The following is a 22679-nucleotide window of genomic DNA, read 5'->3' on the forward strand; positions in this document are numbered from 1 at the left end:
AGCACAATAACAATGTCGTCCCCATCACCTTTGAGGCTCGATGCGCACCAGCATTTCTGGCGCTACCGGGCCGCTGATTATCCGTGGATCGGTACGGCTGAGGCTGACCTGCGGCGGGACTTTCTCCCACAGGACTTGCGGCCGTTGCTCGACGCTGCCGACCTGGATGGCTGCATTGCCGTGCAAGCCCGCGTCGGTGAGCAGGAAACCGACGCGCTGCTGGAAATGGCGCGGCAGCACCCATGGATACTCGGCGTCGTCGGCTGGGTCGACCTGTGCGACCCACGCCTGGAACAGCACCTGGAACAGTGGCGCGACGCACCGGGACTCAAGGGCTTTCGGCATCAGATTCAGGATGAGCCTACGCCTGCCAGCTTTATGGCCGACGCCAGGTTCTCCCGTGGCCTGCAACACCTGCAGCAACAAGGCTACGTCTACGAGGTGCTGATCCGCTGCGCCGACCTCGACGCCGCGACAGCCCTGTGCCAGCGCCACGACCGGCATCATCTGGTGCTGGACCACCTGGGCAAACCGGACATCGCCAACGGCCCCGTCGGTTGGGCCGAACACCTGGCGCCACTGGCCGCCCTGCCCCACGTCAGTTGCAAGCTGTCGGGCCTGCTCACCGAAGCCGGGCCCGAGCAACGCAACGCCCGAGCCCTGCGCCCCTACATCGAACTGGCGCTGGAATTGTTCGGCGCCGAGCGCCTGATGTTCGGTTCGGACTGGCCGGTGTGCCTGCTGGCCGGGGAATACCAGGGCACCTGCCAATTGCTGCAACAGACCCTCGGCCCACTGTCGCCCGATGAACAGCAAGCCATCTGGGGCGGCACGGCCCAGCGGGTCTATCACCTTGAAGGAAACTGCCCATGAATCTGCATTTGCAGGACCGCGTGATAATCGTCACCGGCGGCGGCTCGGGGATTGGCGCCGCCATTTCCCTGGGATTGATTGCCGAAGGCGCAATCCCGGTAATTTTCGGCCATCAACCGTTGTCGCCGGCCTTCGCGGCCGAGCTTGAGCAGCACGGTCAAAGCCACTTCATCCGTGTCGAGTTGCGCGATGAGGACGCCTGCCGCGCAGCCGTCAACGAAGTGTTGCGACGTTTCGGACGCATCGACGGCCTGGTGAACAACGCCGGGGTCAACGACGGCGTGGGCCTGGATGCGGGCCGTGCAGCGTTCGTCGAATCCCTGGAAAAGAACCTGATTCATTACTACTTGATGACCCACTTGTGCCTCGATGCCCTCAAGGCCAGCCGCGGGGCAATCGTGAATATCAGCTCCAAGACGGCCCTCACCGGCCAGGGCGGTACCAGCGGTTATACCGCCGCAAAAGGTGCGCAGCTGTCACTGACCCGGGAATGGGCCGCCTCCTTGCTGGAGTTCGGCATCCGGGTCAATGCCGTGGTGCCCGCCGAGGTGCTGACGCCGCTGTATCAACGCTGGATCGACGGCTTCGACAACCCCGAGGCCAAGCTCGCCGCCATCGTCGAAAAAATCCCCTTGGGCAAACGGATGACCACTCCCGAGGAAATTGCCGACAGCGTGCTGTTCCTGCTCTCACCCCGCGCCTCCCACACCACCGGACAGTGGCTGGTGGTGGATGGAGGCTACACCCACCTCGACCGGGCGCTGACATGAGCGGCCAACGTTACTGCCTGGCGCTGGACCTGATCGACGATGCGGCATTGATCGCCGAGTACCAGCAGCTGCATCGACGCATCTGGCCTGCCGTGGCAGAGCATCTGCGCAGCCAGCAAATCCTGGAAATGCAGATCTGGCGCCTGGGCACGCGGCTGTTCATGGTCATGGACACAGCGGCCGGGTTCAGCTTCGAAGGGCTGGACCACGCTGCACGCGCCAACCCCGACGTGCAAGCCTGGGAAACCCTGATGTGGCGCTTCCAGGCCCCCACGCCGTGGACTGACCCCGGCGGCAAATGGCAGCCCCTGGAGCAGATTTTCTGCCTTACCGACCAACCCTGATACCCGCTGCATCGCACGCCTTGATCCCATAAAAACAACAGGAGAAGCGTCATGTTAAGCAAAGATACACACCTGCCAGGCACCCGTGCCGTGCCGACCTATCGCTGGGCGCTGATGCTGGTGACCAGTCTGTTTTTCCTCTGGGGCTTGTCCTACGGTTTGCTCGACGTACTGAACAAGCACTTCCAGGAAGTCCTGCACGTCAGCAAGGCCCAGTCCGGGCTGTTGCAAAGCGCCTATTTCGGCGCGTACTTCCTGATTGCCCTGCCGGCCGGGTTGTTGATGGACCGCCACGGCTACAAGGCCGGGATCCTGCTGGGCCTGTGCCTGTATGCGACGGGCGCGCTGCTGTTCATGCCGGCGGCTGCGGCGGCGAGCTTTCCGTTTTTCCTGTTCGCGCTGTTTGTCATCGCCTGCGGCCTGGGCTGCCTGGAGACCGCTGCCAACCCCTATGCCACGGTGCTGGGCGAACCCCAGGGCGCCGAGCGGCGGTTGAACCTGGCGCAATCATTCAATGGCCTTGGCCAGTTCTTCGGCCCGCTGATTGGCGGCGCGATGTTCTTCAGCGCCGGCAGCACACCGGCCTCGGACATGAGTTCGTTGCAGACCACCTACGTGGTGATCGCGGTCCTGGTACTGCTGGTGGCGCTGCTGATCGCCCGCACGCCGCTGCCGGATTTGCGCGCGCAGGAACAGGCACTGCAACCGACGGCCGGCAAGGGTCTGTGGCAGCACCGGGAGTTTGTCGGTGGGGTGATCACGCAGTTTTTCTATGTGGCGGCCCAGGTCGGAGTCGGCGCATTTTTCATCAACTACGTCACCGAGCATTGGGCACAGATGGGCAATCAGCAAGCCGCCTACCTGCTGTCGATCGCAATGCTGGCCTTCATGTTCGGGCGCTTTTTCAGTACCTGGCTGATGGGCCGGGTCAGCGCGCAGAAGCTGCTGCTGATTTATGCGCTGATCAATATCGCGTTGTGCGGCCTGGTGGTGATCGGCCTGGAAGGTATCTCGGTGATCGCGCTGATCGCGGTGTTCTTCTTCATGTCGATCATGTTCCCGACGCTGTTCGCCATGGGCGTGAAGAACCTCGGGCCGCACACCAAGCGCGGCAGTTCGTTCATGATCATGGCGATCGTCGGCGGCGCCCTGATGCCCTACTTGATGGGCAAGGTGGCGGACAACAGCACAGTGGCGCTGGCTTACCTGTTGCCTATGGGGTGTTTCGTGATTGTGGCGGTGTATGCCCGTAGTCGCTTGCGCCATCCGTGAAGTACCGCCCCGGCGTCGTCCCGAACGTACGCCGGAACATCGCAATAAAGGCACTGACGTTTTCATAACCCAGGTCCAGCGCAACCCGGGTCACGGGTGCATGCGCCGCCAGCAACTCCAGGGCGCGCAACAATCGCGCGCGCTGGCGCCACTGGCTGAAGGTGAACCCGGTCTCGGCAATAAACCGCCGGGCCAGGGTACGCGGCGAGACACCGGCCCACTGCGCCCAGTGTTCCAGCAGGCGGTTGTCGTCGGGACTGTCGGCCAGCGCCTGGGCGATGCGCAACAGGCGCGGGTCCCGGGGCAGCGGCAAGCCGAATGGTTCCTGGGGCAACCCGGCGATTTCATCAAGGATCACCTGGGCGATCCGTGACTGTGGCGGCTCGAGCAGCAGCTGGCTCCAGGTTGCCGCGCGCCTGACGGCTTCCAGCAACAAGGCCGACGTGGCGATAACGCACGTCTGTCGGGGCAGCCCTGCACATGCCTGGGGTTCGACATACACACTCCAGCCATCAAACGGCCCGTGGGAACGCAAGGCGTGGGAACAATCGGGGGCAATCCACACCGCATGGGTGGCCGGTACTACCCAATGCTGGTGCGCCGCCTGCACCGACAACAACCCGCGCTGGGCTCCGAGCAATTGCCCGCGGGCATGCTGATGAAGGGCCGTGGTGCGTGCTACCGGACTGCTGCGCAACGTCGCCACCAGCAATGGACCGCCGGTCGCATTGGCGAGCTGGGCTGAAACGAGTGTTGACGGCATATGGCAGCTTTACCGTATTGAATGACCTGGATAAGGCAGTGTAGCCATTTGCGCACGCCCAGACTGCGGATTCATTCATTGAGGGCTCCGCCATGCGTGCAGAAGACGTGCTTCCCGACCATCTCGACCAAGGCCAATTCAATGGCGTGACCGTGCGCAAGGGCACGGTGGGCGCATTCCTCGCCAACGCCAGAACCTGGTGCGATCCGGCCACCCCGGACGAGCAGCGCTTGCTGGCCGAACAGGACATCCTGCAAGCCCTCCCCGCCCTGCAGGCCCTGGGCTTGTTTGAAGTGTTGCAGGTGCGGGATGGCAAACTGGCGCGGCTGCTGAAGTGAGAGGATCGGCCTGGAAGGTGGTAATCCGTCGCTGGAAGCCCGGGGTTCACCAGTTCTCGCGGGGATTACGCACCTTCCAGGCCACCTCGCACCTCAAGTGGTTACTTGTCCTACGAACTGATAGTGGTTGGAAAGGCCCGTCGCGTTCCATGATCCTGGAAAAAATGTTTGGCCCTGTGTTCAGGCATGCCAAGGGAACCCGGCTCGCTCGATACGGCCTGATGTGCAAGGATGTTGCGCTGCACATCGTTCGTTGAACGCAAAACCAAGGATTTTTCATGACCGCCATCAGCACCCCAGCGCCCGTGGTACCCGGGCGGCTGGAACAAATGTCGACCCGCATCGCGTTTTTCATCGCCGGCTTCGGCATCGCCGCCTGGGCACCACTGGTGCCTTATGCCAAGGCCCGCGCCCAACTCAATGAGGGCACCCTCGGCCTTTTGCTGTTGTGCCTGGGGGTGGGCTCGATGATCGCGATGCCGGTCGCCGGGGCCCTGGCGTCGCGCTACGGTATCCGGCGAGTGGCCACCGGCGGCACCCTCCTGATCTGCCTGGGCCTGCCGATGCTGGCCACCGTCACCTCGATTCCGTTGCTGATGGCCGCGCTGTTTGTGTTTGGTGCCGGCCTGGGCACGGTGGACTCCACGGTCAACCTGCAAGCGGTGATGGTCGAACGAGCCAGCGGCAAGACCATGATGTCGGGCTTCCACGGGCTGTTCAGCCTGGGCGGGATCGTCGGGGCGGCAGGTGTCAGCGGGCTGCTGGGGTTGGGCTGGTCGCCGTTGCAGGCCACCCTCGCCGTGATCGTCGTCATCGTAGTGGCCTTGCTCAAGGCCGGGCCACACCTGCTGCCTTACGGCAGTGAAAGCTCCGGGCCGGCCTTTGCCGTGCCCCACGGCGTGGTGCTGTTTATCGGCTGCCTGTGCTGCATCGTGTTTCTTGCCGAAGGCGCCGTGCTGGACTGGAGCGCGGTGTTCCTGAGCGCCGAGCGCGGCCTTGACGAAGCCTATGCGGGCCTTGGCTACGCAGCCTTTGCCTTGACCATGACCGTCGGGCGCCTTACCGGCGACAGGATAGTTCGCCGCCTGGGCGCAACCCGGGTGATTGTATTCGGTGGCGCGCTCGCCGCCGGCGGCATGCTGTTGGCGACGCTATTACCTGCGTGGGAAACGGCCCTGCTGGGGTATGCTTTGGTCGGTGCCGGGTGTTCGAACATCGTACCGGTGCTGTACACCGCCGTCGGCAAGCAGACCGTCATGCCGGAACACATTGCGGTGCCCGCCATCACCACCCTGGGCTACACCGGCATTCTCGCCGGCCCTGCGGTGATCGGCTTCATCGCCCATGGCAGCAGCTTGAGCACTGCCTTTGTGCTGATTGCCGTACTGCTGATCGGTGTGGCGATCAGCGGGAAAATACTGCGGGTCTGACCACCCAGCCCCATCACGCCTCGTACATTGAGGCGTCAACCCGGGGTCATTTGGCTTTCTGGAGTTCCAGCCAGCGATCAAGGGTTTTGTTGCTGAGCCAGCCCGCCTGGTGATGGCTGCCGAAAATTCGCCGACCGCTGTCGGCGGTGTTTTCCAGCGACCGCAACAAGCCCGGCCGGTCCACAAGGTTTTTCGCCATATACACCTGCTGTTCGTCGTATTTCTTCTTCGGTAGCCCCGTGGCCGGGTCCAGTACAACTTGGCCATGGCTGTCGAGCTCATCCGGGTCTTTGCTCATCATCGCCAGCACCTCGATATTGACGTAGCAGATCTGCTCGAAAAACCCCATGCGGTCCCGCGACCGGTCCCGTAACTCGGTGAACATTTCCTTGAACAGGCGGACGAGATCGGCATTGTTTTTTGTGTGGAAAGGGTCCGGGCTGAAGGCACTGGGATCGCTGTTGCCGAACACGACGTTCTCGGCCTGTGCCAGGCTTTCGCGGGTGATGTAGCCGTCCTGGTCGAGGATCGCATCGATCAGGCGCGGACGCTGGATGATCGCCTTGGCAAGCAGGATAGCGCTGTCGGCCTCTCGGCTGGCACCGAGCTTTTTACTGGCGATTCGTTGCAGTGAAGACAGCTTCAGTCCGTCAGTTCTCATGGAGTTTTTTCAGCATGGCAAATTGGGCGTTCGCCGCGCTCACCAAATCGCTGTCCGGCAAACGAATGTAGGGATTGGGCCCGCGGAGGCGGCTGGCCACTTCGTTCTGAAGCCCCAGGTGTTGCAGCAGACTCCTGCAGTGACTCTCCCCCCGCAAAGGAGGCCGATAGCCTGATGAGCGGACAGGCGCCTCGCCGGATTGATGGCTGTGCTTTCGCGCAGCCTCACCGGGTTCACTTGAAGCGGCGTGAATTGCCCGTGTACCGCCGTCCAGTGCCGGGGCAATACAGGGTGTAGCACCGAGGTGCTGGCAGACCGACCCGCCGTTGATTGTCATGATTCATCTCCACCATTTTCCGGTTCCACATTGACCTGGTCATCATCCCGGCAATCGCCGTATCGCTCAGGTGAAAACAGGCCAAAGGTGTGTGGTGTGCCGGTGGCAATGGTTCCGAGATAGAGCAGCGTTCCAATGACAACATGTAAAAACCGAAGAATCAGTCGGCTTTTCGAGACCCTGGCGAGGTCGGTTTTGTCTCCTGCCAAAGGTCTTTGATCGCTGCGACCATAGCGCCCATCACCGCGCGCAACGGGCGTAACCCAGGCGCGTGGGAGGCAGGCAACTGCCCGTGCGGCAACATGCCTTTGATGAAGTCGTCAGCCGCCGGCGCCTGGAATGTGTGCTGCCCGGTGAAGTTCTTCACTCGCCGGGCTTCGGCGCCCTCTTCGCACCGTTTGCCCGGTGCGGCAACGGGGGGCGGTTGCAGGGTATCGCTGCCCGTCGGCGCAAGACAGGCTGGCTGATAGCCAGGATTTTGCGATCCACACGAAGGTGTAGCCATGTCTGAGCCCTGGCTGAGAGTTTGAAAGCAGCGGATTGATCAAGGCAGGTCATCACGCCGCGAGAGGGTCGCGGCGTGATCGAGCTAAAACAGGTTCAGAGAGAGGTGGCGCAGGGCGGCTCTGCCGATCTTGCCGTCATACCGGTCAAGAGAGTCCATCAGCGTTAACAGGCTTGAGCGCTGAGTGACTTCCTTGGCCAACTCGATGAGCCGCTGTTGCTTTGGGTCGCTCGACGACGATGCGGCCAATTTTTTCAAATCTTTGATACTGATGGAGCGGCTCCAGATACCCTTCAGGGCGTCGAAGTCCTTCAACATCTGTTCGGCGAGCTGTTTGTCGGTCTTGTACTTCAAGGCGTTGCCGGAGTCGAGCACGGCGTTGAGGTCCCGCCGGGAGATTCGACCATCCAGATCACCGGTCCTGCCGGCTCGGTCAAAGGCTTGTATTACGTCTGGGCGTCGCAGCAGTTCCCGGGCCAACAGAATGTTCTCATTACGGTCCTGGTCGTTGGTCAACCGTCTGCCCGCCATCTCCTCCAGGCTTTGTTTTGTGATGAAGGGCTGGCCCGGCACCGTGAACGCATCAAATTTGTTCTTGAGGAGGTTCCCCAGTTGATCGGGGGTTTGCCTCGAAAAGTGTGGGTCCGGGCGACCGTATCCCGGGTCAGGCTTGCAGGGGGTCGGACGGCAGTGTCCGGGAAGAGGCCTGAGTGGAATGGAAGGGTCAGGACGACCATAACCGGGGTGAGGCCGGAACGGATTGAACAGCTTGTGCAGAAAGTCCTGAAGCTGTCCGATCAGCCCGCCCAGGAACGAGTTTGCATAGGACGCCCGGAATGAGTTGTTGGCGGCACCATGGGGATCCATCGTGCTCTGCGTCGTCGTCCAATTCGAATATCCCGGGCCGATCCCATTCTGTGGCAAGTTGAAGCTGATGTGGATCGACCCCTGCCCGGAGCGTGAGCGTGACTGCGTCGATGTGGCGGCATCAGTATGCGGCTGCGCGGCGTTATCAGAGGGGTTGGCAACAGTTGAGTTGGATAAGGTTACCGACATAGGCATCTCCAGTTCGGCGTATTGACACGATTCACTCCCGGCTCAAAGACACCTCGGCGATACAAGGTATCCCATGGAAAGTGGGCACCTCCTTGTGTGGTAGACCTGTCGGATTCAGTTCCTGCGGACGCAGAAAATCGTTAGAAAAAGAGTAGGAAGAAGGGCTATGGCGAGGGGGCTTGCGCCCCCTCGTCACTGTCGATACCTGGGATCAGGCACGCATCAGAAGCCGACGCTGGCCTGCACGAAGAACGTGCGCGGTTCACCCAGGTAGATCCCGGAGTTGTTGTCGCTGGAGCGGGTGTAGTGTTCCTGGTTGAACACGTTTTTTACCCCGACGCCCAGCTTCAGGTTCGACAGTTGCGCACCGAAGTCATAACCGCTGCGCACGTTCACCGAGACGTAGCCGGGAATATCCCCGTACTGGCCATCAGCAGTCGGCTGGGTGATGTAGGTGGTACCGGTGCCCGGCGCACGCTGGCCGGACTGGGCATAGACGTCCAGGTTGTGGGTCCAGTGGTTGATGTCGTAACGCAGCCCCAGGGTGGCCACTTCACGGGAGTACAGCGGCAAGTCGCGGCCCTTGAAGGCAACGTCGCCTTCGGAGGTGGCCCTGGTGTAGGTGAAGCCGGCGTTGGCGGTCAGGCCGTCCAGGCGCGGGTCGAGGTTCGACAGGTCGTAATGGGCCGACGCTTCGATGCCCTCGTGCTTGGTAGCGCCGAGGTTGGTCCAGCCCACATCGTTGCTGACGTATTGCAACTCGTCCGAGAAGTCGATGTAGAACAACGTCACTTCGCCGCCCCAGACGTTGTCGTTGTAGCGGGTACCGATTTCGTAGGTCTTGGCTTTTTCCGGGTTCAGGCCGTTCGCGGTCTGGTCGCCGTTACCGCCCTGGCCCAGCTGGAAGTATTGCAGGCTGCCGAAGGAGGTTTCGTAGTTGGCAAACAGCTTCCAGGCATCGGAGACGTGGTACATCACGCTCAAGGCCGGCAGCGGTTCGTTGTTGTGGATCTCGCGACGTTTCTCCTGAACCGTGGCGCCATTGAGGCCTACCACCGGACGGTCGTGCCATTCGGTGCGGATCTGCTCAAAGCGAATGCCCGGGGTGACGGTCCATTTGCCGATATCAATCTTGTTGTCGATATAGAACGAGTTGGCCTCGGTGCCACCGGTACGGTCCTGGTACACGTGGCCGTCACTCTGGCCCACGGGCGTCGGCACGTTGTTGACCAGCGCCAGGCTGGTGGCCTGCTCGTGCATGCCTTCCTTGAGGTAGCGATAACCGACGCTGACTTCCTGGGTGCTCGGCCCCAGGTCAAATACATGGGACACACGCGGCTCGATGCCGAAGGTGTAGTAGGTGCGCGGGTAGGAACCCAGGGTCTTCAGGTCGCGGTTGGCGATGTTGCTGCCGCGGAAACTGTCGGAATAGTAGGTCAGCACTTCAGCCTGGGTGCGGTCGTCGATCTGCCGGATGTACTTGAAGGACATATCCTTGCGCCGGCCATTGAAGTTGTCCCAGTCACGTACCGATTGATACGGGTTGGCGTCGTACTGCTTCTGGGTCAGGCCGCCGGGCATGTCGGCGCTGGCGTCGTAGTAGTGGAAATTCAGCGAGAAATCGTCTTGATCGGTCGGCGCCCAGTGGGTCTTGAAGATCACGTCGTCGATGTCGTTGGAGTTGTTGCGGTCGCGGTAACCATCGCCCTTGGTCCCGGAATACAGCAACGCAGCACCGATACCGTTGTCGGCGGTGCCGCCGATGAAGGCGTTTTCAATGTGTTTCCAGCCGCCGTGGGCCGCGGTTTCCAGGGTGGTGCCGACTTCGCCGGAGAATTTTTCCGGGATGGCCCGGGTGACGAAGTTGATCACGCCGCCGACGTTCTGTGGTCCATAACGTACGGAGCCTGCGCCACGCACCACGTCGATGCTGTCGAGGTTGCCGGAGGAAATCGGCGCCATCGACAACTGCGGCTGGCCGTAGGGTGCAAACGCTGCCGGTACGCCGTCGATCAATACCGTGGAGCGTGGCGACAGACGCGAGGTCAGGCCGCGTACCCCGACGTTGAGGGAAATATCACTGCCACCGGTGCCGTTGGCCTCCTGTACCTGCACCCCGGGAATGCGCCGCAGCACGTCACCGACGTTCATCGCGCCCTGCTCCACCATGGCTTCACGGCGCACCACGGTGCGCGCCCCCGGGTGGTTCTGCACCACTTGGGCATTCGCGTCGCCGAGCCAGTCGCCGACCACCTTGATGTCGGTGGCACCCAACTCCAGCGGCGAACCGGCTTCGCCGGTGCCCTTGCCCAGCGGGCGCAGGGTCACGGAGCCCGCATCGATCTGGTAATCCAGGCCGCTGCCCTGCAGCAACTGGCGCAGCGCTTGTTCGGGCGAAAGGTTGCCGTCGACGGCCGGGGCTTGTTTGCCGGCCACCATGTCGGGGCTGAAGAACACTTGCAGCGACGTCTGCTGACCCAATTGGCTCAAGGCCGAACCCAGGGACTGGGCCTGGATATGAATGCCATCGTCAGCATAGGCCGCCGGCAGTGCGGCGCTGACGGCCAGCGCCAGGGCGAGGGGTGCCCAGCGGGATGATTTATTGTTTTTCATGGCGAGTTTTTTCACGTCGAACGTAGTCCTGTGATCGCAAGAGAGTGCGGCTGTTAATGCAAACCAGTTGCAGTTGCACAAGAAGACGAAGAACTCGAAAAAAACCTGAATCTATCGCGAAATTATTTCCTGGCTACCGTCCGGCAAGGTGCGCAAGGCCACCGGAAGAATGTGCGGCAAGGCCTTGAGCAAGGCGTCGGTGTCGGTGGATTTGAACACGCTGGTCAAGCGCAGGTTGCTCACCGCGGGCGCGCTGACCCGCAAAGGTTGCTCGCGGTAACGTGAGACCTCCCGAGCCACTTCGCCGAGAGTGGCGTTGTTGAACACCAGTTTGCCGGTGCGCCAGGCCGTGAGCTCTTCAGGGTTGACGGCGTAGGCAGCCGCCACCTGGCCCCGGGTATCCACATGGGTGCCCCGACCAGCCGTGAGCATCACGATGTCATCGGATGAGCGCCCTTGCACTTTGACCGTACCGGCCTCGACCACCACGCGGGTCTGGTCGTCATCGCGGCGCACGTCGAAACGCGTACCGGTGACCGTCACCTGCCCTGCCCCGGCGTCCACCACGAAGGGCCGGCTGGTGTCGTGCTCGACGCTGAACATGGCCTCGCCCTGCTTGAGCTCGATGCCGCGCTGGCCTTTTACATAGTGCACGGCCACCACGCTGCGGCTGTTCAAGTCCATCAGCGAGCCGTCGGGCAACGCCACCTGCCGGCGCTCCCCCAACGCAGTGCGGAACTCGGCGTTGTACGTCGCCGGATGATCCAGGCCACTGAACAACCCCAGGCCCAGGGCCACCGCCAGCACACTTGCAGCCACTGCATAACGCAGCACGGGCCGGCGCTTCGCACGCGGCTGCGGGGCATCGCACAACGCCTGCAAGCGCGCCTTGGGCACCAGGTCGGTGGCACTCCACAAACCTTGCAGCACATCAAATTCGTACTGGTGCTCGGCATGCTCTGCACGCCAGGCATCAAAACGCTCGCGTTCTTCTGCGCTCAATGGGCTGTCCTGCACACGCACAAACCATTGCGCCGCCTCGTCGCGGGCCGTCGCGCTGCCGCAGGCACACTCACGGGTATCCATCATGGAAGATCCTGTTTCAAAGCGGGCATTGGTCATGGTGCCATCGCATCCAGGCGGTCACGTAGATGCCGCAGGGTGCGGATCATATACTTTTCCACCATGTTTTTAGACAGGCCCAGGCGTTCGGCGATTTCCTGCTGGGTCAGGCCCTCGATTTTCTGCCAGATGAAAATCTTGCGGCAATTGAGCGGCAGCTCGGCCAGGGCTCGCTCGATGGAATCCGCCAGCTGGATCGCGTGCATGAAATGCTCCGGGTCGCCACTGTGGGGCGAACTCTGGTCAAAGGCTTCCAAGGCCATCGCCTCCCGCCGGTCCTCGCGGCGATAGGCGTCAACGGCGATATTGCGCGCCGTTTGATGCAGATAGGCGCGAGGTTGCTCAACCTTGGTGGCGCTGGATTCAAGCACCCGCACAAAAGTGTCGTGGGCCAGGTCTTCGGCCTGCTGACGGTTTCTCAGGCGGCGCGTCCAGGTCCCGATCAACTCTTCGTAGTGCTCGAAAAAGCCTGTTCTGCGGGGCGGCTGAGGAGTCATCAAGGAAGCACTGGGGAGGTGGGGTGTGAATAGTAATGCTTCCTATTAAGTGGAGCAATTGCTTGCCGTCGTCCTCTTTCCTCGACCCTTGTACAACCCGCCCAATCCCGGCAGCATTCGCCCGTGACTTTCACGGACGAGCACCTTATGACCCTGCCCTTTTTCGCCCCCGTACTTCTCACCACCGAACGCCTGGGCCTGCGCCCTCCCCATCAGGATGACTGGCGCGCGCTGTTTGCCATTTGGTCCGACCCCGAGGCCATGCGCTACTTTTCCTTTCCCACCATGACCCGCGCCGAGCAAGCCGTTGAACGCTTCGGCCAATTGATGGAGGCATCGATTGCCGGTGAAGACCTGGTGTGTATGGTGGAGTTGCTGGCCACCGGCGAGGTGATCGGTAGTTGCGACCTGTTCAATGTCGACGAGCAATGCCGCCGCGCTGAAATCGGCTTTACCCTGGGCCGCCAGCATTGGGGCAAGGGCTACATGAGCGAAGCCGCCCGCGCGGTGATCGACCATGGGTTCAACACCGCCGGGCTGCGCCGCCTTGAAGCCGACATTGACCCACGCAACCTGGGCTCCGCGAAGCTGCTTGAGCGCCTGGGTTTCGTCCGCGAAGGCTTGCTGCGCGAGCGCTGGGTGGTCGGCGACGAGATCTCGGACAGCGCGCTGTATGGCCTGCTCAAGCGTGACCGTCCTGCCTGACCCACAACGGGCGCCCCTTCTTCAGGCCGACGATCAGGGCCAAGAGGATCAAGCCCATGGCCTGCCACTGCGAAACCCCGGGGCGCTCACCCAGGATCAGCATTGAGCTGACGATGCCGAACACCGGGATCAGCAGTGACAGGGGCGCCACCCGGGAAACCGGGTACTCGCGCAACAGCAGGTTCCAGCCCCAGTAACAAAAGTGCGTCGCGCCATACACCTGGAACGCCAGCGAGAACAACGCCACGCCGTTCAACTGCCCGGGCAACGCAGCAAAGGCCTGCGGGCCGTCCAGCAGCCACGTCAACAGCACCAGCGGCAGCGGTGCAAACAGGCTGGCCCAGACTACGAAGGCAAAGATCTCCCGCACCCCGGAGACCTTGATGATGATATTGCCGATGCTCCAGGCCAGGGCACTGAACAGCACCAGGGCAAACCCCAGCAGCGTGGCCGTCCCCACCACGCCCAGCAGCATGCCTGCCAACCCCATGGCCGCCAGCAGCACACTGATCAATTGCGCCAGGGAAAGGCTTTCCCGAAACAGCAGCACGCCCCAGCCCAGGGTGAAGAATGCGCTGAACTGGATCAGCAGCGAGGCACTGCCAGGGGGTACGCCCATGGCGATCCCGAGGTTGATCAAGGCCCACATCGCCACCCCGAATATCAAGCCATAGGCCGCCAGCCACTTCACCGCGACCTGGGGCCGGCGCACCAGAAACACCCAGGGCAACGCCGCCAGGGTGAACCGCAGGGCCGTCAGCAACAGCGGGTTGATCTCGGCCAGGCCGAGTTTGGTAATGGGGAAATTGAGTCCCCACACAGCCGTCACCAGGACGGCCAGTAACAGGTGTTTTTGCTTCATCGTGACGGGTCCATTGACTCGGTGGCACGACAGGAGGCCGTGCATCCGACAGATTTTTTCGTAAACCGCGATGGCCCGCCTGCGATTGTGGGTCAACAAAGGCTAGAATCAGGCCATGCCCGATATTCATCCCTACGAAAACACCCCGCGCGACGTGGTCGTGACCGCCATCGACTATGCCGACGGCGAGCTGTTCCCCGCCCACGCGCACCCGCGAGGCCAGTTGGCCTATGCCAGCCAGGGTGTCATTACCGTCTACAGCGCCACCGGTAACTGGGTGGTGCCGCCCCGCCGCGCGATCTGGGTGCCGCCGCATGTGTCCCACGCCATGCTGATGCGCGGGCCGGTGACGATGCTCAACACCTACATTCGCCCGCAGGCGGCGCGGCGGCTGGAGTTGCCGCAACAGTGCCAGGTGCTGGATGTGTCGCCGCTGCTTGGGCAGTTGCTGGAGAAGGCCGTCGAGGTACCTGCGCGTTACGCGATGGGTGGCCGCGACAGCTATTTGATGGGCTTGCTGCTGCACGAGATCGCCCGGATGCCGGTGCTGCCGCTGTGTGCGCCGTTGCCGGCCGAGCCTCGATTGGCGAAGGCCTGCGAAGAGTTCCTGGCTGGGCCTTCGTTGGAGGTCAGCATTGATGCCATGGCCTTCGGCGCGGGGATGAGCCGCCGGACGTTTACCCGGCAGTTTCGTCAAGCCACGGGTATCAGTTACCTGCAGTGGCGCCAGCAAGCCTGCCTGCTGGCGGGGATTGTGCGGCTGGGCAATGGGGAACCGGTGACCAGGGTGGCGCTGGATTTGGGGTATAGCAGCCCGAGTGCGTTTGCGACGGTGTTCAAGCGTGTGTTGGGTGAGGTGCCGAGTCGTTATTTCAGCAACGAGTTGCGACGCTGATTGAGACCGGTGGGGGGATTTGTGGATGGATTGGTCCGGGGTATTTACCCGTTGCTGCGGTAACGGCGTCAATGACTTTACCGACGCGGTACTACGGGAAAAAATCCGCTTCAGGTAATCTGTCTGTCACCTTGATTGACAGATCAGACGGTTTTGGAGCGCCTCATGCAACGCATTGGTTTCATCACCTTTTCCGGTTTCGGCGTCATGAGTTTCTCTGCACTGTCAGTTTTCGAGAGTGCCAATAATGCATTGGGTAAAACCCATTACGACGTACGTCTGATCTCGGAGCACGGCGGGCCGGTACGCAGTTCACTCGGCGTGGTGGTGCAGACTGAAGCCTTCGGCAAGACTGCATTCGACACGGTGATCATCGGTGGCGGCAATGACCGCGAATTCACGCCCGGCTTGCTGGATTACCTGCGTCAGGCTGCCAGAAATAGCCGACGCCTGGCCGCCACCTGCTCCGGAACCTTCTTCCTGGCCCAAGCCGGTTTGCTTGACGGTATGCGAGCGACCACCCACTGGTTTTTCGCGGCAGAATTCCGCAAACGCTACCCCAAGGTGCGGCTGGAAGAGGAGCGTTTGTTTATCGTCGACGGTTCGCTATGGACAAGCGCCGGCATGACCGCTGGCATCGACCAAGCCCTGGCGATGGTCGAAGCCGATCTTGGCGCGACGGTAGCGCGGGCGGTATCGAAAACCTTCATCCTGCAAAACCGCCGTGCCGGGGGGCAGCCACAGTCCTCGGCACTGCTGGACATGGAACAGAAGACCGACCGTATCCAGACTGCCATAGCCTATGCGCGCAATAACCTGCATCGCAGCCTGAGCCTCGACGAACTGGCCGAAGCAGCCCATTTAAGCCTGCGCCAATTCAGCAGGGCGTTTCGAGCACAGACCGGCGTATCCCCAGCCAAAGCCATTGAAAAGCTGCGGATCGAAACAGCCTTGGTGCTGATCCAGGACGGCCGTCATCCTATCGAAGGCATTGCCCGCCAGACCGGCTTTGGCGACAGCGAACGCATGCGAAGGGCATTTATCCGCGAATTCGGCAAACCGCCGCAGGTGATGCGGCGCACGGCAAGAAGCCGGTCGGAAACGGCGGCATCGGGAATGTCCAGAAACGAGGGTTAAATGGCCTTTGCTTCGCCCTGCCCGAGCCTAGGCTAAACCTCAGGTCACTCAACCCGATTCCCGAGGAACTCCATGAAACCTTATGCCCTGGCCTTCGGCGCCTTGCTCAGCCTGCTTAGCGCCACCACAAGCTTCGCCGCAGCCAAAGAGGATGACGCTCGCGCCTTCTTCACCCGGTTTGTCGCCGCTCAAAACGCCCACGACCTCACCCAGATCAAGGCAATGCTCTGGGACTCGCCAAAAATGCTCTGGTACGCCCGAGGTGGCGAAAACTGGGGGCCGGATGCGGTGGTCAGCAAGCTCAAGGTGTACTACCAGGGCGCCTGGCAACTTAAGCCCGACATGAGCCACTTCAGCGTGGTGCTGGTGGCCGATAACGTTGCGCAACTGATGGTGCCGATCACCTTCACCCGTAGCCACGCCGGTGAAACACCTACCGACAGCACCTTCCTGATCAGCCAGACGCTGGTCATGGGCAAGGATGGCTGGCGTGTAGCGAGCATCATGCCGATCGCCGATACCAACTTCAAATAAGCCGATGTCCGAAAACGAGACCTTGGCGCAAACGCTTACGCGTCTTAGCGTTGCGTCATCAATCTGATAGTCCTGGATGGCCGGTACCTATATGACGAATAGGTACCCGCGCCACCCCACACACTCACACCAACCGCTTGATCTGCTTATGCCGCCAAACCAGCCGGTAATAAGCCGTCTGCAACCCCAACATCGCCAGATACGTCACCGGAAACGCCATCCACACCCCTTCCAGCCCAAACCGCGCATTCAGCAGATACGCCACCGGCAACTCCACCCCCAACACGCAAACGATCGAGATCCCCACCGGCACCAGCACCACCCCGCTGGCCCGCATGATCCCGCCCACCACGGCCTGGAAACCGAACACCAGGATGCTCCAGAGCATGATATGCAGCAGGTGCTCGGCCTTGACCCGCGCATCCACGTCGGTAATGAACAACCCCAACAGCCAGTGCGACAACACATACCCCAGCACTATCAACCCACCCGTCAGGCACAGGTTGATCAAAATCCCCGTACGCAGGATCGGCCCGATCCGCTCCAGGCGCCCCGCCCCGATCGCCTGCGCCCCCAGAATCGACGCCGTGATCGCAATCGACAACGCCGGAAACTGCACATAGTTGACGATCTGCGTCACCGCCCCATACGCCGCCGTCGCCTGGGAACCATGGCTGTTGACCAGCGCCAGAATCACCAGCTCCGACAACGACAGCACCACCATCTGCAACCCCGTAGGCAACCCGATACGCAGGACCTTGCCCAGAATCACCCGATCCAGCCGCAGCGCCGCCATCAACTGGCGATCCGGCGCCATCACGTGGTTTTTATGGCGAAGGCGCAGCACCAGGAACGTCATCGCCAGGGCATTCCCCACCAACCCCGCCACCACCGCGCTCTGGATACCCATCGGCGGCAGGCCCAGCCAACCCTTGATCAGCGCAGGGGTCAGCACCAGGCCCACGGTGGTCGACACCATCAGCGCCAATAAGGGCGACACCGTGTCACTCACGCCCCGCAGCAGTTGGGTGAACAGGATGAACACCAGCAACAGCGGCATGATCAGCATCATCATCTGCGCATAACCCACCGCGTCATCCAGCACATCCACCGGTGTGCCCAGGGCCTGCATTGCCGGGCGCGCAAACACGCTGCCCAGCACCGCCGCGATCACCCCGATCAGGGCGCCGAGGGTCAGGGTGGCGCCGGTGATCGACTTGACCATCGAGGTTTCCTGCGCGCCCCACGCCTGGCCGATCAGCACCGAAGCGCCCGCCCCCAGGCCGATCACCAGGGCGATAAAGAAAAACACGATGGGGAACATCCCCGACACCGCCGCCAACGCCTGGGTGCCGAGCATCTGCCCGACATAGATCCCGTTCAGCGTGCCGGAAAAGCTCTGGAGGAAATTGGACAGCACCATGGGTGCCAGAAAGATCAGGTAGATCTGCCACAACGGTCGTTGCTGGGTGACTTCCATGAAGGTTCGGATCTCAATGCAATTAGGCAGGGAAAGCGTTGCGTGACAACCAGGCCAGGTACAACTTCACATCCACCGGCCAGTGCGCGATCTTGTTGGAAAAGTCGGCGCCGTCCTGGGCAAACAACGCCCGCGAGGCTTCTTCAAAACCTGGCAGGTCGCCGCCGATGGCGCTCATGAAACGATAGCTGGACTCCTTCGCCTGGCGCCGCTCATCGTGCTCGGCATGGGCGTTGCGCGCTTCGTCCACCAACCGGCGCAAGGCCGCCGAGGCGCCGCCGCGTTGTTGTCCCAGCCACTCCCAGTGCCTCGGCAGCAAGGTCACTTCACGGGCGACCACCCCCAGCTTCGGACGGCCTACAGTAGGTGACGCCGGCACGTCGGCCTCCGTCACCGCGAGGGTCGGTTGCTGCGGTGCGTAACCGGCGGGCCAGGGATAATCGACTTGAACACCGCTGGCGTCATCAAACACCAGCAAGCTGCCCGTCGCCAGGTCGAGGCTTTTCAGGTTTTTGGCGACGTCGGCATAAGAGCCGGCAGCCACGCGTTGGTGGCCAAGGAAGGCGGTACACTGTGATGCGCTCATGACTTTTACCCGGATTATTTTTTTTACCCGGGTTATATTAGTCTGAAATTTATTGGATGCAAGCCGCTTGTTGCGAAACCACCAAACGATCACTGTCGACAGTCGCGCCCATGGGGCCCACACCCGGGTCGCGCAATACGCATTCGGCAATCGCCGGCTCCAGCTCCACCCGCAATCGGCGGCCCAAGGCGCGGGCGCCGAACCGTACGTCATGGTCGCGGCACAGCCAGGCACGTGCCGATTCATCCAGCACCAATGAACGGTGCTGCGCCGCCAGGCGTTGATTGAGTTTGCCGAGTTCCACCTTGAGCAGCGCCTCAAGCCACTGATGGTCGATGGGCTCGAACATCAGGATACGATCGATGCGATTGAGAAATTCCGGTTCGAAGTGGCGGTGCAAGGCGTCCTCCAACACCCCCGCTTCACCGCGCCCCCACCAGCGCAACGGGGCAAAGCGTTGCCGGTGCCGACGCGCCTGCTGGGCGCCGATATTGCTGGTCATGAAGATCAGGCTGTTGCGAAAGTCCAGCGTACGAGCGCCGCCCGCCAGCGTCAGCTGGCCGTTTTCAAGGATGCCCAGCAGGCTGCGCACCACTTCCTGGCTGGCTTTTTCCAACTCGTCGAACAGCACGATACCAGGGCGGCTGTAGCTACCCTGGATCAATTCGCTGTTGAACAGGCTGATGCCCTCCTTGCTGCCGACATAACCCGGCGGTGCACCGGTGAGTGCGGCGGCATAATGCTCCTGGGCCAGGGTGTGCATGTCGATACGGCAGAACCCGTCGGCACGCCCGTGCAACGCCTGGGCCAGCAGCCGGACGATTTCCGTCTTGCCGACCCCGGTAGGCCCCATGAACAGGTTGACGCTCAACGGCCGCTCACGCTCTCCGATATCGGCCTTGACCACCTTGAGCAACCCTTCCATTTGGGCCAGGGCTGCGTCCTGGCCAACGATACGGCTGCGCAGCAAGGCCATGACCTGGGCCGGTTCAAAAGTAAACCGCATGCCTCAACCCGCCGTTTTTTCTTTACCGCCATGGGGCAACTGCCCCACCGGGCATTCGGCGACACCGACGGTGCTGCGGGTGAAGGCCTCGACATTCTCTTGGGCCTTTTGCGCGTCCAGCACCCAGGTGCGATAGAACTCGAATGGGCAATCCGCCACGCCCTTGTCCCCATCGCCCGAGGCATGCATGCCGGTGTAGCCACGGTGCAGCAGCTTGAACAGATGGTTCTGCGACTGGTCGTTGGCCCGCGCATCGCGGATCTGCGACACCGACAGCTGGGCGTACTGAATGCCCATCTCTTCCTCGCCGCACTCGCCCAGGGTACGGCCATCGAAGCCGATGATCGCCGAGTGCCCGAAGTACGAATACACCCCGTCGAACCCCGCCGCATTCGCCACCGCCACGTAGCAGTTATTGGCCCAGGCCATGCTCTTGGACATCTGCACCTGCTGCTCCTTGGCCGGGTACATATAGCCCTGGCAGCGCACGATCAGCTCGGCGCCTTTCATCGCACAGTCACGCCAGATCTCCGGGTAGTTGCCGTCGTCGCAGATGATCAGGCTGACCTTCATGCCCTTGGGCCCGTCGCACACGTAGGTGCGGTCGCCCGGGTACCAGCCCTCGATCGGGCACCACGGAATGCATTTGCGGTAACGCTGGACGATCTCGCCGAGGTTATTGATCAGCACCAGCGTGTTGTACGGCGCCTTGTGCGGGTGCTCCTCGTGGCGTTCACCGGTCAGGGAAAACACGCCCCAGGTATTGGCCTGGCGACAGGCCGCGGAGAAAATCGCCGTCTCCTCGCCGGGAATACTCGCAGCGGTCGCCATCATCTCGTCGTGGTCGTACATGATCCCCATGGTGCTGTATTCGGGGAACACCACCAGGTCCATGCCGGGCAAACCCTGCTTCATGCCGACAATAATCTCGGCAATCTTCTTCGCGTTATCGATGACCTCGGCCTTGCTGTGCAGGCGCGGCATCTTGTAGTTCACGACAGCAACGCCGACCGTATCCGGGCTGCTGGAAATGTCGCCATGGCGCATTGCAAATCTCCTCGGTCAGTGACTGATCATCCAGGGCCGTGGCCCGGTCCTGGTCTTGAGCCCCAGCGGGTTGGCCTTGCTCGGCACCACCGGCTTGCTGGTGCCACAGCAACTGCAGCCCGCCGGGTGCTTGCGCGCTGCCTGATATTCGCCGACGGTTTGCGGCGCATGGGCGCTGCGCTCGTTACCGGCTATGGCCTTGCGCTGATTGGCCGACAGCGTGGTCAGCGCCGGCGCCGACAGCAGCAACTGCCCGCCCGGGCCGTCGCAATACGGACATTGGCTGGGTTCGTGACGCTGGGCCATGGGCCGCAGCATCGTGAAGGTGCCGCAGGACTCACAGGCATATTCGTAGGTCGGCATGGCTACAGGTCCGGAGCGATGGGCAGGTCGATGCTGCCGTCGAGGAATTGGGTCGGGCCGTTGGCGTTGGGGTTGATGTCGAACTCGAAGATTTCAGTCGGCAGCCACAACGTCGCGCAGGCGTTGGGGATGTCCACCACGCCGCTGATATGCCCCTGCACCGGCGCCGAGCCGAGCAACGCATACCCCTGGGCCGGCGAGTAGCCGAACTTGGTCAGGTAGTTGATCGCATTCAGGCAGGCCTGGCGGTAAGCGACATTGACGTCCAGGTAATGCTGCTGGCCCTGTTCGTCGACGGAGATGCCTTCGAAGATCAGGTAGTTCTTGTAGTTCGGGGTGATCGGGCTTGGCTTGAACACCGGGTTCTTGATCCCGTATTTGGCCATGCCGCCCTTGATCAGCTCGACCTTCATGTGCACCCAGCCGGCCATTTCGATGGCGCCGCAAAAGGTGATTTCGCCGTCGCCCTGGCTGAAGTGCAAGTCGCCCACCGACAGGCCGGCGCCGTTGACGTACACCGGGAAATAGATCTTCGAGCCGCGGGACAAATCCTTGATATCGCAGTTGCCGCCATGCTCACGGGGCGGCACGGTGCGGGCACCGGTGGCGGCGGCATCATCACGGGCCGAGCCCTTGAGTTTGCCCATGTGCGCGGTGGCGGCCAGCGGCGCGTTGGCCAGGGGTGGGACGCGGGTCGGGTTGGTGTCGATCAGCTCCTGCTCGCGACGATTCCAGTCGGCGAGCATCACCGGGTCGGGCAGGCAGCCGATCAGGCCGGGGTGGATCAGGCCCGCAAAATTGACGCCCGGGATGTGCCGGGAGCTGGTGAACATGCCCTTGAAATCCCAGATGGCTTTTTGCGCGCTGGGGAAGTGATCGGTGAGAAAGCCGCCGCCGTTCTGGCGCGAGAAGAAGCCGTTGAAGCCCCACTGGGAGTCGGCCTTGGCGCCGATGTCGAGCAGGTCGACCACCAGCAAGTCGCCGGGTTCGGCGCCGTGTACGCCCACCGGACCGGAGAGGTAATGCACGGTGGAGAGGTCGACGTCGCGCACGTCGCTGGCGTCGTCGTTGTTCTTGATGGCGCCGGCGGTCCAGTCGTAGGTTTCGAGGATGAAGTCATCGCCGGGTTTGACCCAGCAAGCCATCGGGATGTCCGGGTGCCAACGGTTGTGGATCTGTTCGTTTTCGGTGACGGGTTGGTTGAGGTCGACTTTGATCAGGGTGTCGGTCATCGAGGTGCTCCCGGAGGGTGGGTTGGCTGTCGGGAGCAGTCTCACGGGGATGGGGTTGGGCGGGGAATACGTTGGATGACGTATGCGTCTTTGGGGTTGGGGGGCATATCCGTTTTTTGGGTGATGGCTGATATCGGTTCCGCTCTTACAGCGGCTCACTTTTGAAAAGCGCAAAAGTAAGCAAAACGCTCTTGCCCCACCACTCGGCACCTCGCTTAGGCTCGGTGTGCCCTCACTCCGGCTTTGGACCG

At 62.1% G+C, this 22679-nt stretch carries 24 protein-coding genes; 10 read left to right on the forward strand and 14 right to left on the reverse strand.

The annotated features are described in order from the left end of the window. The first annotated feature begins 12 nt into the window (after positions 1-12). From HX824_RS25640 to HX824_RS25655, 4 genes are read left to right on the forward strand one after another with little or no spacing between them, the layout of a single operon-like run. A complete protein-coding gene (locus HX824_RS25640; RefSeq protein ID WP_177055350.1) occupies positions 13-873 on the forward strand; it encodes an amidohydrolase in 861 nt (286 codons plus the stop codon). Continuing rightward, entirely contained in the window at positions 870-1643 is a 774-nt protein-coding gene (locus HX824_RS25645) for an SDR family oxidoreductase (RefSeq protein WP_003219518.1), read from the forward strand. Before HX824_RS25640 ends, HX824_RS25645 begins: the two co-directional genes overlap by 4 nt. After that, positions 1640-1987 carry an L-rhamnose mutarotase gene (locus HX824_RS25650; RefSeq protein ID WP_003219515.1) on the forward strand — a complete coding sequence of 116 codons (348 nt, stop codon included), beginning with the start codon at positions 1640-1642 and terminating at the stop codon, positions 1985-1987. Before HX824_RS25645 ends, HX824_RS25650 begins: the two co-directional genes overlap by 4 nt. A 51-nt stretch (positions 1988-2038) precedes the next feature. After that, positions 2039-3259 (forward strand): sugar MFS transporter, encoded by a 1221-nt coding sequence (locus tag HX824_RS25655; RefSeq protein WP_008432753.1) that lies wholly within the window; start codon positions 2039-2041, stop codon positions 3257-3259. Here the strand turns inward: HX824_RS25655 and HX824_RS25660 are convergent. Then, positions 3201-4022, reverse strand: coding sequence for a helix-turn-helix domain-containing protein (locus HX824_RS25660; RefSeq protein WP_032899034.1), 822 nt, complete (start codon positions 4020-4022; stop codon positions 3201-3203). The genes HX824_RS25655 and HX824_RS25660 overlap by 59 nt on opposite strands. A 92-nt stretch (positions 4023-4114) precedes the next feature. Here HX824_RS25660 and HX824_RS25665 point away from each other — a divergent pair, with 92 nt between their 5' ends. Together HX824_RS25665 and HX824_RS25670 are read left to right on the forward strand one after the other, a co-directional pair. After that, positions 4115-4360, forward strand: a complete 246-nt coding sequence (locus HX824_RS25665) for a hypothetical protein (RefSeq protein ID WP_008432748.1) — start codon at positions 4115-4117, stop codon at positions 4358-4360. Between the two features lie 278 nt (positions 4361-4638). Then, positions 4639-5790: an MFS transporter gene (locus HX824_RS25670; RefSeq protein ID WP_008432746.1), complete on the forward strand. Its 1152-nt coding sequence runs from the start codon at positions 4639-4641 to the stop codon at positions 5788-5790. A 46-nt stretch (positions 5791-5836) separates the two neighbouring features. On the opposite strand, the gene HX824_RS25675 is transcribed toward HX824_RS25670, so the two are convergent. The 6 genes from HX824_RS25675 to HX824_RS25700 all read right to left on the reverse strand — a co-directional run bounded on the left by HX824_RS25675 (position 5837) and on the right by HX824_RS25700 (position 12581). Further along, positions 5837-6451 carry a hypothetical protein gene (locus tag HX824_RS25675; protein WP_008432744.1) on the reverse strand — a complete coding sequence of 205 codons (615 nt, stop codon included), beginning with the start codon at positions 6449-6451 and terminating at the stop codon, positions 5837-5839. A 497-nt stretch (positions 6452-6948) separates the two neighbouring features. Further along, the gene (locus HX824_RS25680) at positions 6949-7293 is read right to left on the reverse strand and encodes a hypothetical protein (RefSeq protein WP_238544218.1); all 345 of its coding nucleotides are present in this window, start codon (positions 7291-7293) and stop codon (positions 6949-6951) included. A gap of 84 nt (positions 7294-7377) precedes the next feature. Further along, entirely contained in the window at positions 7378-8349 is a 972-nt protein-coding gene (locus HX824_RS25685; protein WP_177055352.1) for a type III secretion protein, read from the reverse strand. A 222-nt stretch (positions 8350-8571) separates the two neighbouring features. Then, positions 8572-10977, reverse strand: a complete 2406-nt coding sequence (locus HX824_RS25690) for a TonB-dependent receptor (RefSeq protein WP_177020141.1) — start codon at positions 10975-10977, stop codon at positions 8572-8574. A gap of 96 nt (positions 10978-11073) precedes the next feature. Continuing rightward, on the reverse strand, positions 11074-12048 hold the full coding sequence (locus HX824_RS25695) for a FecR family protein (protein WP_008432738.1): 975 nt from the start codon (positions 12046-12048) through the stop codon (positions 11074-11076). 32 nt (positions 12049-12080) lie between these two features. Continuing rightward, positions 12081-12581 carry a sigma-70 family RNA polymerase sigma factor gene (locus HX824_RS25700; RefSeq protein WP_003219490.1) on the reverse strand — a complete coding sequence of 167 codons (501 nt, stop codon included), beginning with the start codon at positions 12579-12581 and terminating at the stop codon, positions 12081-12083. A gap of 147 nt (positions 12582-12728) precedes the next feature. Between HX824_RS25700 and HX824_RS25705 the strand changes: the two genes are divergently transcribed. After that, a complete protein-coding gene (locus HX824_RS25705; RefSeq protein WP_008432737.1) occupies positions 12729-13286 on the forward strand; it encodes a GNAT family N-acetyltransferase in 558 nt (185 codons plus the stop codon). Here the strand turns inward: HX824_RS25705 and HX824_RS25710 are convergent. After that, positions 13264-14148: an EamA family transporter gene (locus HX824_RS25710; RefSeq protein ID WP_134326948.1), complete on the reverse strand. Its 885-nt coding sequence runs from the start codon at positions 14146-14148 to the stop codon at positions 13264-13266. The genes HX824_RS25705 and HX824_RS25710 overlap by 23 nt on opposite strands. A gap of 115 nt (positions 14149-14263) precedes the next feature. Here HX824_RS25710 and HX824_RS25715 point away from each other — a divergent pair, with 115 nt between their 5' ends. The 3 genes from HX824_RS25715 (at position 14264) to HX824_RS25725 (ending at position 16714) form a co-directional block, all read left to right on the forward strand. Next, positions 14264-15043: a helix-turn-helix transcriptional regulator gene (locus tag HX824_RS25715; protein ID WP_008432735.1), complete on the forward strand. Its 780-nt coding sequence runs from the start codon at positions 14264-14266 to the stop codon at positions 15041-15043. A gap of 165 nt (positions 15044-15208) precedes the next feature. Next, positions 15209-16180 (forward strand): GlxA family transcriptional regulator, encoded by a 972-nt coding sequence (locus HX824_RS25720; RefSeq protein ID WP_008432734.1) that lies wholly within the window; start codon positions 15209-15211, stop codon positions 16178-16180. Between the two features lie 72 nt (positions 16181-16252). Beyond that, the gene (locus HX824_RS25725; protein WP_008432732.1) at positions 16253-16714 is read left to right on the forward strand and encodes a DUF4440 domain-containing protein; all 462 of its coding nucleotides are present in this window, start codon (positions 16253-16255) and stop codon (positions 16712-16714) included. A gap of 124 nt (positions 16715-16838) precedes the next feature. On the opposite strand, the gene HX824_RS25730 is transcribed toward HX824_RS25725, so the two are convergent. From HX824_RS25730 to fmdA, 6 genes are read right to left on the reverse strand one after another with little or no spacing between them, the layout of a single operon-like run. After that, the gene (locus tag HX824_RS25730) at positions 16839-18194 is read right to left on the reverse strand and encodes an MATE family efflux transporter (protein WP_003218590.1); all 1356 of its coding nucleotides are present in this window, start codon (positions 18192-18194) and stop codon (positions 16839-16841) included. Positions 18195-18216: 22 nt separating this feature from the next. Continuing rightward, positions 18217-18780 (reverse strand): DUF2239 family protein, encoded by a 564-nt coding sequence (locus HX824_RS25735; protein WP_177055354.1) that lies wholly within the window; start codon positions 18778-18780, stop codon positions 18217-18219. A gap of 49 nt (positions 18781-18829) precedes the next feature. Continuing rightward, the gene (locus HX824_RS25740) at positions 18830-19786 is read right to left on the reverse strand and encodes an AAA family ATPase (RefSeq protein ID WP_177020137.1); all 957 of its coding nucleotides are present in this window, start codon (positions 19784-19786) and stop codon (positions 18830-18832) included. Positions 19787-19789: 3 nt separating this feature from the next. Beyond that, positions 19790-20833: an aliphatic amidase gene (locus HX824_RS25745; RefSeq protein ID WP_003218599.1), complete on the reverse strand. Its 1044-nt coding sequence runs from the start codon at positions 20831-20833 to the stop codon at positions 19790-19792. Between the two features lie 15 nt (positions 20834-20848). Next, positions 20849-21196: a zinc ribbon domain-containing protein gene (locus HX824_RS25750; RefSeq protein ID WP_008432727.1), complete on the reverse strand. Its 348-nt coding sequence runs from the start codon at positions 21194-21196 to the stop codon at positions 20849-20851. Positions 21197-21198: 2 nt separating this feature from the next. After that, positions 21199-22428: a formamidase gene (gene fmdA, locus HX824_RS25755; protein ID WP_076016701.1), complete on the reverse strand. Its 1230-nt coding sequence runs from the start codon at positions 22426-22428 to the stop codon at positions 21199-21201. Between the last annotated feature and the right edge of the window lie 251 nt (positions 22429-22679).

It is taken from the genome of Pseudomonas sp. D4002, assembly GCF_013385665.1.
Taxonomy (GTDB): domain Bacteria; phylum Pseudomonadota; class Gammaproteobacteria; order Pseudomonadales; family Pseudomonadaceae; genus Aquipseudomonas.

What these genes read in the sequence shown, in the direction of transcription:
- HX824_RS25680 (WP_238544218.1), bottom strand. Translation starts at nt 7,293, where the DNA reads ATGGCTACACCTTCGTGTGGATCGCAAAATCCTGGCTATCAGCCAGCC.
- HX824_RS25725 (WP_008432732.1), top strand. Translation starts at nt 16,253, where the DNA reads ATGAAACCTTATGCCCTGGCCTTCGGCGCCTTGCTCAGCCTGCTTAGC.
- HX824_RS25655 (WP_008432753.1), top strand. Translation starts at nt 2,039, where the DNA reads ATGTTAAGCAAAGATACACACCTGCCAGGCACCCGTGCCGTGCCGACC.
- HX824_RS25715 (WP_008432735.1), top strand. Translation starts at nt 14,264, where the DNA reads ATGCCCGATATTCATCCCTACGAAAACACCCCGCGCGACGTGGTCGTG.
- HX824_RS25650 (WP_003219515.1), top strand. Translation starts at nt 1,640, where the DNA reads ATGAGCGGCCAACGTTACTGCCTGGCGCTGGACCTGATCGACGATGCG.
- fmdA (WP_076016701.1), bottom strand. Translation starts at nt 22,428, where the DNA reads ATGACCGACACCCTGATCAAAGTCGACCTCAACCAACCCGTCACCGAA.
- HX824_RS25730 (WP_003218590.1), bottom strand. Translation starts at nt 18,194, where the DNA reads ATGGAAGTCACCCAGCAACGACCGTTGTGGCAGATCTACCTGATCTTT.
- HX824_RS25675 (WP_008432744.1), bottom strand. Translation starts at nt 6,451, where the DNA reads ATGAGAACTGACGGACTGAAGCTGTCTTCACTGCAACGAATCGCCAGT.
- HX824_RS25740 (WP_177020137.1), bottom strand. Translation starts at nt 19,786, where the DNA reads ATGCGGTTTACTTTTGAACCGGCCCAGGTCATGGCCTTGCTGCGCAGC.
- HX824_RS25640 (WP_177055350.1), top strand. Translation starts at nt 13, where the DNA reads ATGTCGTCCCCATCACCTTTGAGGCTCGATGCGCACCAGCATTTCTGG.
- HX824_RS25705 (WP_008432737.1), top strand. Translation starts at nt 12,729, where the DNA reads ATGACCCTGCCCTTTTTCGCCCCCGTACTTCTCACCACCGAACGCCTG.
- HX824_RS25645 (WP_003219518.1), top strand. Translation starts at nt 870, where the DNA reads ATGAATCTGCATTTGCAGGACCGCGTGATAATCGTCACCGGCGGCGGC.
- HX824_RS25720 (WP_008432734.1), top strand. Translation starts at nt 15,209, where the DNA reads ATGCAACGCATTGGTTTCATCACCTTTTCCGGTTTCGGCGTCATGAGT.
- HX824_RS25710 (WP_134326948.1), bottom strand. Translation starts at nt 14,148, where the DNA reads ATGAAGCAAAAACACCTGTTACTGGCCGTCCTGGTGACGGCTGTGTGG.
- HX824_RS25750 (WP_008432727.1), bottom strand. Translation starts at nt 21,196, where the DNA reads ATGCCGACCTACGAATATGCCTGTGAGTCCTGCGGCACCTTCACGATG.
- HX824_RS25670 (WP_008432746.1), top strand. Translation starts at nt 4,639, where the DNA reads ATGACCGCCATCAGCACCCCAGCGCCCGTGGTACCCGGGCGGCTGGAA.
- HX824_RS25700 (WP_003219490.1), bottom strand. Translation starts at nt 12,581, where the DNA reads ATGACTCCTCAGCCGCCCCGCAGAACAGGCTTTTTCGAGCACTACGAA.
- HX824_RS25735 (WP_177055354.1), bottom strand. Translation starts at nt 18,780, where the DNA reads ATGAGCGCATCACAGTGTACCGCCTTCCTTGGCCACCAACGCGTGGCT.
- HX824_RS25660 (WP_032899034.1), bottom strand. Translation starts at nt 4,022, where the DNA reads ATGCCGTCAACACTCGTTTCAGCCCAGCTCGCCAATGCGACCGGCGGT.
- HX824_RS25695 (WP_008432738.1), bottom strand. Translation starts at nt 12,048, where the DNA reads ATGGATACCCGTGAGTGTGCCTGCGGCAGCGCGACGGCCCGCGACGAG.
- HX824_RS25665 (WP_008432748.1), top strand. Translation starts at nt 4,115, where the DNA reads ATGCGTGCAGAAGACGTGCTTCCCGACCATCTCGACCAAGGCCAATTC.
- HX824_RS25685 (WP_177055352.1), bottom strand. Translation starts at nt 8,349, where the DNA reads ATGTCGGTAACCTTATCCAACTCAACTGTTGCCAACCCCTCTGATAAC.
- HX824_RS25745 (WP_003218599.1), bottom strand. Translation starts at nt 20,833, where the DNA reads ATGCGCCATGGCGACATTTCCAGCAGCCCGGATACGGTCGGCGTTGCT.